The organism is Parabacteroides sp. PH5-46, assembly GCF_029892785.1.
Classification (GTDB): domain Bacteria; phylum Bacteroidota; class Bacteroidia; order Bacteroidales; family Tannerellaceae; genus DFXE01.
The window spans coordinates 420,802-433,896 of record NZ_JARXXA010000001.1; the positions used below are offsets into that span (position 1 = coordinate 420,802).

Consider the following 13,095-nt stretch of genomic DNA (forward strand, 5'->3'; position numbering starts at 1 on the left):
TCTCAATTGTATATATATTAAAGTAAGATAATTATTTAAATGAACGATCTGCTAAATGATTCCATATTAAATTTCCTTTCAAGGAAAGAATCTCCCGAAGATATACAGAAATTACGGGAGTGGCTGGATGCTGATCCGGCACACAGAGAGCAACTTAAGCAATGGCTTAACGTTTGGGATATGGCGGAAACGCTCGACAACACAGAGAAGTATCAACCGGAAGATGCATATCAACGCTTTATATACAGATTGGAACAAGATGCCTCACTTAAAGCCGATACATCTAAAATACATCAATCCAAGAAGTCTTATTTATCGACTCTGCTTCGTATTGCGGCTGTATTTATTATTAGTTTTTCTTTGGGAACAATCTCACATATATATTATTCAAAATCTCCGGCAAAAGCCACTACTTATGTAGAGAATATCATCCCCTTAGGCTCAAAATCCGAAATTAAATTACCGGACGGGAGTATCGTATGGCTAAATGCCGGAAGCAAGCTGCGCTACCCTACCGACTATGGGAAGACAAGCCGTGACATCTTCCTGGAGGGAGAAGGCTATTTTAAAGTTGCTAAACAAACAGATAAACCTTTTACTGTCCATACGGCTATGATGAAGGTAAGGGCTTTGGGTACAGAATTTAACGTAAAAGCCTATCCCGACGAACGAGTGGCGGAAACAATGCTAATCAATGGAAAAGTAGTTATTGATAAAGGAGATAAGCCATCAACAATTGAAAAGTCTGTAGAATTAAAGCCTGGACAGAAGTTTTCCGTCGCGGCCTATATGGATTCTAAACCGGAAGAAGAGACAGACCTGCAACAAGAAATATTAACTGCTCCGGTTATAAAGCAATTACCTGCTGTTGTGGCCAATGCAGAAGTATCATGGAAAGAGCGTAACTGGCGGATTGAAAGAGAAGAACTGCAAAGCCTGGCTGTAAAACTTGAACGAAGATATGATGTAAAAATACAAGTAGATGATCTATTGAAAAACTATAGATATTCCGGAACGTTGAAAGATGAATCACTGGAGCAGGTGTTAACCGCTATGCAATTATCCTCTCCTATACTGTTTGAAGTCAAAGGAAAAAATGTGCAGATTTATGTTGACCTGAAAAAGATGAAATAATGTTTTTTGTTAACTATTAAAACAAACTATATACTGTTAAAACAAAAGCCTATGATACAGCAATGATGAACACATTTTAAAAATTAGCAGGATGCTGAGAACATCCTGCTAACGAGAATAAAGGAACCCAAGTTTTTCACTTTCGACGGCAGAAAACAAAGGTTCGATTGTCTAATAAATCAAGTACAAATGTAAATGAAAAAATCAAAAACCCACATGTATTCATGCCAAAAATCGGGATGGATACTACAATTCTTCAGAATCATGAAATTAATGTTTGTGTTTGTTATGGCAGGTCTATTGTCTGTCCATGCAGAAGTTTATTCGCAGGTGTATTCAGTCTCCATGAAAAACGCACAACTTAGGGAAGTAATGCAGAAGATTGAAGACCAGAGCGATTATCGCTTTTTCTTTAGTGATGACGTGACTGATCTTTCACGCAATGTTCAGGTAAATGTAGTTGATGCAACGATTGATCAGTTATTGAACAACATTCTATCACCACACGGACTGGGATATAAAATTATGGATAACCTTATTATTATCAGTCCTTATACAGCTTCCAAGCTACAGCAAATGCCTACTATTACCGGAACAGTGTTGGATGCTTACGGGGATCCGTTGGCTGGTGTTACTGTAATAGTAGAAGGTACCTCTATCGGAACCATTACTGATAATAACGGAAAATACACAATCAATGCAACGCCAAATTCCACCCTGGTTTTCTCTTTCATTGGTTTTGCTACACAACGCATTGCAATCGGGCAAAAAACAACAATAGATGTCAGACTGACCGAAGATGCGCTTGAAATGGGAGAAGTAGTTGTTACGGCATTAGGTATTAAACGCGAGCAAAAAGCTATCGGATACGCCGCACAACAAATAAAGGGAGATGAGATTATACGTGCCAATACGGCTAATATAGCCAGTGCATTATCCGGTAAAATAGCAGGGGTAAACATTAACAATGCCAACCAGTTAGACGGAGGATCTTCCCGTATTGTGATTCGTGGTAATAATAATATACAGGGAAATAACCAGCCTTTGATTGTTATTGACGGAATGCCGTTAGAAAATAATCCTTCAGTGAATATAAGTAGCGGCTCCACATCAGAAGCCACAGATAAAGTACGCGACTTAGGCTCAGGACTGAACTTCATCAATAACAATGACATCGAAGACATGAGTATATTGAAAGGGCCGGCTGCTGCAGCTTTGTATGGTGCACGTGGGGCGAATGGTGTAATCCTTATTACGACAAAAAAGGGAGTTAAGAAGGAAGGCCTGGGAGTAGATTATTCATTTACTACAAAGATAATCAACCCATATAAGTTTCGTGACCAACAAACAGAATATGGTTATGGAGGTTTGCATTATCCGATGTATTCAGCAGTAACCAAATACCAGCAAGATGCTGATGGCAACTATCTGTATCCCAAAAACACATGGGCTGATCCCAGATGGGACGTTGTTTATGGACGAATGCCGAATGGTTATATGACCTATGATCAGTTCTCCTGGCATGCTTACTCTATGTCGTGGGGGCCTAAGATGGACGGAACAATGGTGAAATGGTGGGATGGAGAGATGCGTCCACATGTGGCCGATCCGGATTATGAAAAATACTATTACAAGAACGGACATACAAATACGCACAATGTATCCTTCTCCGGAGGTGGAGAGTTTGGTACTGTTCGCGTAGGGCTAACCCGTGAAGACCATAGCGCCGTAATAGATAACAGCGACTTTAACCGTACGGCAGTTACATTAGGTGCTAATCTGAATATATCCAGAAAATTGAAAGCAGAAGTGTATGCCACTTACAACAACTATGATCGTCACAATATCATCGAAATAGGGGGCGACAATGACGGTATAACCAAGGCTTTTTATATTTTCCCGTCCGACTATAAACCTTCATTGGCACATGCCAATTATAAGAATGCAGACGGTTCTCGTCCGGGTCGTAGTCAATACTACGGAGATGGCGGACAAGGACATTACATATTCTGGAACTTATATGAAAACTCCTACGATTACGAACGCGACCAGCTGTTAGGTTCTGTAAAACTAACCTACAGCCCTGTAGAATGGCTTTCATTCTCCGGACAGGTAGGTTTAGACTATCACGTAGGGGATATTGTGAATAAAAGAGCGCCTATTGATATTTATGGCTTGGAATCCGGTTATTATCAACACAAATTAAACAAAGAATCAGTCATTAATGCCGACTTCATCGCTACAGCCCGGAAGAATGACCTGTTTGTTGATAAATTTAATGCCAGCTTCTCTTTGGGAGCTACCCGTTGGGATCGTAAATACTATCAGATGGAAGGACAAACATCCGGAAAATACTTTAAAGATCCCTATATATATACCTTTGGCAACTATGACCTGAGTAAGCAAAGTGGCGTTATTCAGAGCGACCAGATACCGGTAGAAGATATCCTGAACAAACGAATCAATTCGGTATACGGTTTCCTTGATTTAAGTTATGGTGATTTTATTTATGCGCAGGTAACCGGACGTAACGACTGGTCTAGCACTTTACCGCTAGGAAGTAACTCTTATTTCTATCCGTCGGCATCGTTGAGCTTTGTTCCAACTGCATTACTAGACATGCCAAACTGGTTTAATTTTGGCAAAATACGTCTGGCCTATGCTAGTGCAGCTACCGATGCCGACCCTTACCAGGTAGTACCGACTTACCAGACAGGCTCATTTGGAGGCGCACCGATTGCCGGACTCAGAGAAACGATTCCTCCAAGCAACCTGAAGCCGCAACGTGCCGACTCGTATGAGTTTGGCTTGGGATTATCTATGTTTGAGCATCGTTTCAACTTCGACTTTACGTATTATCATACCAAGTCTTACAATCAAATTATGGCAGGTCCTGTTCCCAGTTCTTCCGGCTACAACAGTGTACGTTTCAATACCGGAAAGATGGAGAATAAAGGGATTGAAATAATAGCTGGTTATCATGCAGTAAGGAATAAGGATTGGGATTTAAGATTTGAGCTAAACCTGGCTCGCAACAAGAATAAGCTACTTTCCATGGGCGAAGGGGTAAATGTGTTTGAAATCGGACAGATATTCTCCGGTAATGGACCGATCATCCAGGTAGAAGTAGGTGATAGCTATGGAAATATCTATGGATGGGATTATGAACGCGACGCTAACGGAAATAAAATCATTGATGTTATCTACGATAAAAACGAACCGAACAAAGTAGCGGGAACCAAATACAAAACAACAAAAGACCGGGTGAAGATAGGTAATATAACACCTGATGTGATCGGAGGATTGAACGCTAATCTTCGATGGAAGAATTTAAGTCTTTATGCTTTGGTAGGTTTCAGCTATGGCGGCGACTTATGGAGTGGTACGTATGCTACATCTCTTTCTTCGGGTTTAAGTCCTGAAACACTGTATGAGCGTAACGGAGGCGGACTGCCTTACACCTATTCCGACGGAACAACAGCCAATCATGGTATCGTCATGGATGGCGTACTGGCAGACGGAACGCCTAACACACATGTGGTACACTATGCATGGAAATACGGACAATTAGGTTCGTGGGGTGCCGGTAACCTGACTACTCCTTCTATTCTGGAGAATAACTGGGTGAAGATGAATGAAATTACCATTTCGTATGACCTTCCTCAGGATTGGGTGAAACGCCTGAAAATCTTCCAGAGCCTGAGCCTGATGGCCAGTGGCCGTGACCTGTTCTATATTTATTCCTCATTACCCGACAACCTGAACCCTGCGGCATTGAGTAACTCAGCCGGTAATGCTCAAGGTCTGGAATTCGGAGCTTTGCCCGGTATGCGTACATTCAGTTTTACATTGAAAGCGGGATTCTAATTGTGAAATATTAAACTATATTGAAGATGAAAACAAATCGTATAAAAATATATCTTTTACTATTGGTCTTAGTAGCCGGATTTACCCAATCCTGCACGGATGGATTTGAAGATATGAATAAAGATCCCAAAAATCCTACTCAGACAAGTATGCCATCTTTGTTTAATAAGATAATCAGCACTCTACCATTGGTGGGACAAGAAATAACAGCTGTTCATCATGGTGTATACTACTTCCAGACACAGCAACTGGCAAATGCAAAACCGGAGTATCCGATGGCTAGCGGTTCGAATGACCTGTGGAATAATTACTATTACAACCTGAAAAACATACACCTGCTGTATCAAGAACTGGATGCCTACCAAACGGATCTAAAAAAGGATAATGCGAAAGCCTGTATTGATATCCTTTTGGCATACAAAACTTTGCATATGCTCGACTACTTTGGTGATATGCCGTTCTTCAATGCCGGTCAGGGGCTCTATGGAACAGCCTACTATATGGTAGCCTATGACAAACAGGAAGAGGTATACAAACATTGTATCGATTTAATGAAACAGGCCAGCCAGGCATTATCTACCGCTACAGGCGACCAATATTCATTCAGTTCTGGTGATACGTTCTTAAAAGGGGATATAAGCAAATGGAAAAAGTTTGCAAACTCTATCCTGCTACGCTATGGTATGCAACTGGCAGATGCTGATGCCGCCTATACAACATTGGTTGGTGAACTGTTAGGCGATTCGGGAAAATATCCAATGCTGTCAGGAACAGACATTATAGGATTATGGCCCAAAGACTTGGCCAATACACTGTTTGAAAATCACCCCTGGAGTTATCGCGAAAACAACACATCCTGCCTGGGAACTACTATGTGGAAAGCAATGTCGGACAATGACAATGTAGATGGTAGTGGTATATTCGATCCCCGCTGCTTCGTATTCTTTGAACCGAACAATGATGGCGAATGGAAGGCGCATCCGCAGAACGGAACGCCTGCATCTGGAGAAGGGCAAGGACTTGGCCCGTATTTCAACCAGAATTACCCGACAGGTCGTGGCAAAGGAGCTACTGAACAGGAATGGAACAACAAAACAGAAGCATGCCGTTTCTCTCCTGTAAACTTCTATCTGGCATCCAATGAGGACTATATACCTGAAATCATGGTTACTGCCGCCGAAGTACATTTCTTACGTGCAGAAGCATACACAAGAGGAATCGGCGTATCAAAGAATACTGCTACCGCAGAGACAGAGTACGAAGCAGGGATAAAATCATCTCTCCATTTCTGGTATGACAAAGTGGTTGAACCATGCGCTCAATGGATATTCTATAAGCCAACGCTAACAAGCGAGCAGGAAACTACATACCTGAAACGTGAAGCATTTAGCAGTAATGATGCAACCGCATTGAAGCAAATTTATAAACAAATGTGGATCGACTCTTTCCGTCAGCCCTGGGTATCATTCAACTTATACAGAAGAACACTGAATACTCCTCGGGATGAGTCAGGTACATATAATTCGGCAGACTATAATTTTCATAAAGTCCCCTACCCTGAAAGCGAAAAGAACTATAACTTAGATAATTTCAACAAAGCGACCGATGGTGGGAACAATGCCACTGATAAGAAACTGTTCTGGCATAAATAAAGCTGAAATAACAGTTTAAAGTTGACTATTTGTCACTTTTTATAATATGAAACCCCATTTTCTTCTGTAGGAGAAAATGGGGTTTCAAATACCTGATCAATTCACTGTTTGACATCCAATTTATCAAGCAATTTCTCTAATGGACAAAACTTAGTAAACGATGACTGTATAAGATTTACTCCTACAAAGGCAGGCAGTAACAGCCATTTGATAGAGACAAAATAAGCTAAGGAAATACCAGTCAGTACCATTGTTCCCGCTACTATGCGGATAATATATTCACGTTTCATAATCAAAGCAGTTTAGAAAAATGTTCAACATCAAGAATAAAGGCATGTACCGGAAAAGGGTTTTTCGTTTCTATATTGCACGTATCAATCTCCATAATAGCTTTGTCTGCTATTTCTTTTGTGAGAAAACTGAAAAGCATGATGGAGTTTGTTTTTGCATTACTGGAATCGGCTGCAAACCATCCTAAACTCTCCTTTTTCTTTTTATAACCAGTAATGTCGGTTACACTAAAGCGCCTCACTCCGGCATCCTGGAGCAGGCTGGCTACCCGCTCCTGATACTCTTTAATACTTAATACGACTAATAATTTCATGATTACTTCACTTTTTTCTTTAACATCTTGAAATACAATAAAGGAACGACAATCAATGTCAGTATAGTAGAGGTAAGCGTTCCGCCGAGCAATGAGATGGCCAAGCCCTGGAAGATGGGATCGAATAGCATAACGATAGCTCCCAGCACTACACCTCCGGCTGTCAATATGATAGGGGTAGTACGTACAGCTCCGGACTCAATCACCGCCTGTTTCAACGGGACACCGTCTTTGAGACGGATATCTATAAAGTCGATCAACAGCACCGAGTTACGCACCATAATGCCGGCCAGGGCAATAAACCCGATCATGGAAGGCGCACTGAAATAAGCGCCGAAAGCCCAGTGTCCGAGGATAATCCCGATCAGCGACAGCGGTATGGCCGCCAACTGTACCAGCGGTGTGATAAAGTTCTGGAACCAGCCTACAATCAATGCATAGATAATGATCAATACCAACATAAAGGCCAAACCTAAATCGCGGAATACCTCGTAGGTTATCTGCCATTCACCATCCCATTTCAAGGCGAAATTATCTTCGTATTTAGGTTGCTCACTGTATTCTTCCGACAGGGTATATCCCTCCGGAAGTTTTATTTCAGACAACTTATCCGATACCGTAGTAATCGGGTATATAGGGCTTTCGAGGTCTCCGGCTACTTCAGTCAAGACAAACACCACCCGTTTCTGGTCTTTACGCTGGATGCTTTTTGCCTTCTCACCTTTGGTAACCGTTACCAAATCGCTGATTGGAACGGCTAATCCCTGCTGGTTGAGAACCTTCATACTTAATACATCTTCGAGGCTTGCTTTTTCTGTTTCGGGCAATTGAAGCACAATCCCTACCTGTTGGACGGAAGCAGGCTGATGCAACACGCCTACGGACATGCCTGATAGGGCGGCCCGTATGTTCTGTACTACTTGCGCGTTAGGAATCCCTAATCGCATAGCCTTATCTTTATCTACTTCAAACTTATATTCAATCTGCGTATCTTCTACCGACCAATCTACATCAGCCACATTGTCCGTCGCAGCCAGTATGTCTTTTACCTGGCGGGCTACATCAATCTGCTGTTCGTAATCCGGACCGTAGATTTCAGCTACTATAGTAGACATCACCGGAGGGCCGGGAGGAACTTCCACTACCTTTACGTTGGCATTATACTTCTTGGCGATGGCCTGCAAATCGGCACGCACAGAGGAAGCGATATCGTGGCTTTGCTCGCTACGCTCACCTTTGCCTACCAAGTTGACCTGTATATCGGCTACGTTATCACCCATACGCATGTCATAGTGGCGCACCAAACCGTTAAAACTAATGGGAGCAGACGTACCTACGTACGTTTGATAATTAGTAACCTTTTCGTTCCGACTTAGGTATACAGCTAATTCTTTGGTAACTGCCGCTGTACGTTCCAGTGTAGTACCTTCAGGCATATCTATCACTACCTGAAACTCGTTTTTGTTGTCAAAAGGCAACATCTTCACGGGAACCGACTTTGTGTAGAACAGTACAAATGTGCCAAGCAAGATAACTGTCAGGCCAATCATAAAGCCCCAACGGTATTTTCTGTTTTCCAGAAAAGGAGTAATTGTCTTGGCGTATAACCGGTACATCTTCGTTTCTTTCAAATCAGACTCTTTTTCTTCCTCCTTCTTTCCTTTCTTATCTTTATGTCTGAGAAATAGATAACCAAAGTATGGAGTGAGTGTCAAAGCTATTATTAATGAGAAGGTCATAGCTATAGAAGCTCCGATAGGCATAGGACTCATATAAGGTCCCATCATTCCCGATACGAAAGCCATAGGCAGTACGGCGGCAATAACAGTAAGCGTTGCCAGAATCGTAGGGTTACCTACCTCATTAATAGCATACAAGGCAGCTTGCAGCGGAGGCAGTTTCTTCATCTTGAAATGCCGGTGCATGTTTTCGGCAATCACAATAGAATCATCTGTTACAATACCTGTTACAAACACTAATGCGAACAAAGTAATACGGTTTAGGGTATATCCCAGGAAGTAGTAAGCAAACAAGGTAAGAGCGAAAGTTACCGGCACGGAAAGGAATACAACCAATCCGCCACGCCATCCCATAGCCAACATCACAAACAACGTTACTATAATGATGGCGATAGAAAGATGTGACAGTAGTTCGAATACCTTATCAGAAGCTGTTTCGCCGTAGTTGCGGGTAATCTCTACATGTACCTCATTTGTTATCACCTCTTTCTTCAGATGTTCCACTTTATCGTTTACTATATCAGCCAACTTCATGGCGTCGGCACCTTTCTTCTTGGCAATTGATATAGTTACAGCTGAGTAATCATCAGGCATCGCGTCCTTTTTATCTTTCGACGCAGCGCCATATCCGAACGAAACATATTGCTTAGGCACTTCGGGGCCATCTTCTACCTCTGCTATCTGATAAAGATATACAGGCTGATTGTCATTCGTTCCTACAATCAGGTTTTTCACCTCTTCCACATGGGCGAAGAAGCTACCGGTCTGTACCGAATAAACCATATCGCCTGTTATGATATTGCCACTCTGCATCTGGGAGTTATTCGCTTGCAAGGCTTGAGTTATCGCCCCGAAATCGAGCTTGCTCTGCGCCATCTTATTCTTGTCGAGCATTACTTTTACCTCGCGGCTCTGTCCTCCGATAATGTTTACCTGAGCTACATCGGGTATCTTCTTTATTTCGTCACCAACCACTTCAGCCACTTGGCGTAGTTGAAAGTCACCCATCTCCTCACTCCAGAGCGTAAATGCCAGTGCGGGAACATCGTCTATGGCTCGCGATTTCACCAAAGGCATTGTTGCACCTTGCGGCATACGGTCCATATTCTTCATGATTTCGTTGTAGAGCTTTACCAATGAGCGCTCCACATCTTCACCCACATAGAATTGCACAGTAAGCATCCCCATATCATTCATGGAGGTTGAATAGATATGTTCAACCCCTTTGATGTTGGAAACCACCTTTTCTAGCGGTTGCATGATTCTTGATTCCACCTCCTGAGGCGTTGCACCAGGATAGCCTACCATAATGTCCGCCATGGGGACATCAATCTGTGGCTCTTCCTCGCGCGGGATAAGATATATACTGAATAAGCCTAACAGCATGAAAGCAACAAAGAGTAAAATGCTCAATTTTGACTTAATAAATGCATTGGCTATTTTTCCTGAAATTCCGTTTTCCATAACTTCTGTTTATTTAGAGATAGATACTTTTACTCCGTTATACAGCTTACTTTCAGCGCTCAATACTACTTTATCGTTTTGATTCAAACCTGAAAGAACTTCTATCTGATTACCCGCTATTTTACCCAAACGCACCCAACGTAGGTTTGCCTGATTCCGGTCATCTACAACATAGACTCCCGTAAGCTGATCCCGATAAACAAGAGAGTTTTTATCTATCATTATTCTTGATGCAATATCTTCTTTTACCTTATTGGGAATTAGTATATTGACATACATCCCTGAGTGGATATTTTCTTTATCTTTGGTATCAATAGCTAATTTCATGGCGTATTGTCCTCCCGTGCGGTAGGCCGAAGGACTAAGCTCCGACACTTTTCCGGGAATGGTTGTACCTAACGATTTTACTTCAATTTGAGCCATATCTCCTACTTTCACATACGGAATGTAACTTTCCGGAACAGAGGCTATAATCTGTAACTCACCGCTTTGCTCCATCATCAAGATAGGCATCCCCGGATTTGCCATACTTCCTTCATCCATCAGCTTTTGAGTAATTGTACCTGAAAATGGGGCGCGGATATTCGTATAGGTCAACAATGCATTTACTTCATTCATCTGCTGATGTGCCATTTGAACCTTAGCCTGCATGGAAGTATGCTGTAAGGCTACGTTTTCCAGCTCCTTATCTGATACACTGTTTTGTGCATGTAGCGTTTTAAACCGCTCATAGTCTCGCTCGGCATTTTTAGCTGCTGCTTCGGCCTCAGTAATCATCGCCTGTATCTGTGCTTTTTTAGCTTGAATCTCATCACTACTGATGGAAACTAATTGCTGTCCAGCCGAAACTTTATTGCCTGGTTTTACGTATATTTTATTTATATAGCCCATCATACGTGTGCTGATAGAGGCTGTTTGCCGGGCAGTAATTTCTCCACTAAGATAAAAGCCTTCGTTTGTAGACTGAGTCGGATAGTATGCCTCTACATTTACGGCCACCTGACTTTTTTCTTTTTGCTCACCGGCTGAAGAACAGGAAGAAATAATTGATATTGCTGCAAGTCCTAAAACTACATTTCTTGAAATTTTCATATCTATTTATCTGTTATTATTTAATACTTAGTGATTGATAAAAAATGGAGGTATGCCTCTAAAATATTGTATGTCATAATAGATTGTGACAACAAAAGCTTTTGCTGAGAGAACTGAGCCTGAGCCATCAGTAGATCCGTTGTACTTGCCAGGCCTTCGTTATGGCGATTAGCAAGAATACGTAAAGCTTCTTCTGCCTGCTCAACACTTATTTGCTGTTTATTGATATCTACTTGTGAATCGCTGAGATCGCGTTTAGCCTTACTCAACTCCAGTTGCTCCTTTTTTATATGCAAGCCTAATTCTTCTTGCATCTTGTTTTTCTGGAATTGAGCTGCTCTTACTTTGCTTCTGTTCTGGTTTCCTGAGAAGATATTCCAACTTAAGTTGATGCCAATCAGGTAAGAATCGTTTCTGAATTTAAAGGCTTTAGAGTCATTCAAGCCATACGAGCCAAAAGCATTAATACGTGGTAGGAATGTCATTTTTGAAGATTTAACCATCATATCCGTTGCATCTACAGCTTTTTGGAGTGCCATAATATCAGACCGAAATAAAGAAAGAGTGTTTTCCGGATATATGTCTATCTTTTGTATCAAAGAATCAGTTATATACACTTCATCATTAATCTCCTCCCCCATCAATAGACGAAGTCCGTTTGAAGCATTGTATATGTTACTTTCGGCTTTTGTCAGAGCACTCTCAATAGTATTAACCTGTACCTGAGCATTTAAAACATCCGATTTCTGTACCAAACCTTGACTATAAAAGTTAGTAACCGATTGGTGTATTTGCTTTATATCTTCAAGTGATTTTCTGAGAATATCCCGTGCCTGATAAGACATCTGTAATTGCGTATATGCTTTTCGTACTTCAAATTCAATATACTCTTTCGTCCGTTCGGCTTTATATTTGTACATATCCTCCTGTGCTTTAGCGCCTTTTCGGGCATAAATCATATCCAGATTCAATAAAGGTAATTTAGCCTCTACCTGGGTACTATAGTTTTGCGTTGCCCCTGGATTATTCAATTTAGACGGATCGAAATCCATAGCCGTAACTGATTCTTGCTGTAAGAGGAAACCAAAGGCATTCAGCGGATTGTTTGTCGACAATGCCGTGTATCCCACTGTAACTTGGGGCAGAAAAATGGCGTCTGTCTGATGATATTCAGCATTGGCTATTTTCTTGTCCCAACTTGACATTTTGATATTGTTGTTATTCTCAACAGCAATATTTACAGCATGATCTACCGTAATGTGTTGATAATTTTGCGCTTGAGCCGAAAGACCAAGCCAAATTGTACTACATGTAATGATAACTGCTCTCTTCATTTTTACTATATTCTATTCTTGTTTATCATGCACTCAAATTGATTTCCAATGGAAATATAACGCAAAGGAAAATATTATTTTCCAAATACACAAGTTTCCAGCGAAAAATATTATTTAAAGTTATTTCACCTTTGATAAATACAGCATTAACATACTAATATTCAGAGCATATATGAATATTTTTTAAAATATATCTTTCAGAAGTATTT

At 41.3% G+C, this 13,095-nt stretch carries 8 protein-coding genes; 3 read left to right on the top strand and 5 right to left on the bottom strand.

Annotation, left to right across the window (positions count from 1 at the left end):
- The first annotated feature begins 39 nt into the window (after window positions 1-39).
- The 3 genes from M2470_RS01740 to M2470_RS01750 all read left to right on the top strand — a co-directional run bounded on the left by M2470_RS01740 (window position 40) and on the right by M2470_RS01750 (window position 6,653).
- Window positions 40-1,134 (top strand): FecR family protein, encoded by a 1,095-nt coding sequence (locus M2470_RS01740; RefSeq protein WP_280743027.1) that lies wholly within the window; start codon window positions 40-42, stop codon window positions 1,132-1,134.
- A 264-nt stretch (window positions 1,135-1,398) separates the two neighbouring features.
- The gene (locus M2470_RS01745) at window positions 1,399-5,001 is read left to right on the top strand and encodes a SusC/RagA family TonB-linked outer membrane protein (RefSeq protein ID WP_280743026.1); all 3,603 of its coding nucleotides are present in this window, start codon (window positions 1,399-1,401) and stop codon (window positions 4,999-5,001) included.
- Between the two features lie 26 nt (window positions 5,002-5,027).
- Window positions 5,028-6,653 (top strand): SusD/RagB family nutrient-binding outer membrane lipoprotein, encoded by a 1,626-nt coding sequence (locus M2470_RS01750; RefSeq protein ID WP_280743025.1) that lies wholly within the window; start codon window positions 5,028-5,030, stop codon window positions 6,651-6,653.
- A gap of 101 nt (window positions 6,654-6,754) precedes the next feature.
- On the opposite strand, the gene M2470_RS01755 is transcribed toward M2470_RS01750, so the two are convergent.
- The 5 genes from M2470_RS01755 to M2470_RS01775 are packed head-to-tail and all read right to left on the bottom strand — an operon-like array spanning window position 6,755 to window position 12,886.
- Window positions 6,755-6,943, bottom strand: coding sequence for a DUF2892 domain-containing protein (locus M2470_RS01755; RefSeq protein ID WP_280743024.1), 189 nt, complete (start codon window positions 6,941-6,943; stop codon window positions 6,755-6,757).
- A gap of 2 nt (window positions 6,944-6,945) precedes the next feature.
- Window positions 6,946-7,257 (bottom strand): hypothetical protein, encoded by a 312-nt coding sequence (locus M2470_RS01760; RefSeq protein WP_280743023.1) that lies wholly within the window; start codon window positions 7,255-7,257, stop codon window positions 6,946-6,948.
- A 2-nt stretch (window positions 7,258-7,259) separates the two neighbouring features.
- Window positions 7,260-10,460 carry an efflux RND transporter permease subunit gene (locus tag M2470_RS01765; RefSeq protein WP_280743022.1) on the bottom strand — a complete coding sequence of 1,067 codons (3,201 nt, stop codon included), beginning with the start codon at window positions 10,458-10,460 and terminating at the stop codon, window positions 7,260-7,262.
- Window positions 10,461-10,469: 9 nt separating this feature from the next.
- Complete coding sequence (locus M2470_RS01770; protein WP_280743021.1) at window positions 10,470-11,552, bottom strand: efflux RND transporter periplasmic adaptor subunit; 1,083 nt, start codon at window positions 11,550-11,552, stop codon at window positions 10,470-10,472.
- Between the two features lie 20 nt (window positions 11,553-11,572).
- Window positions 11,573-12,886, bottom strand: coding sequence for a TolC family protein (locus M2470_RS01775; protein ID WP_280743020.1), 1,314 nt, complete (start codon window positions 12,884-12,886; stop codon window positions 11,573-11,575).
- Window positions 12,887-13,095: the final 209 nt, after the last annotated feature.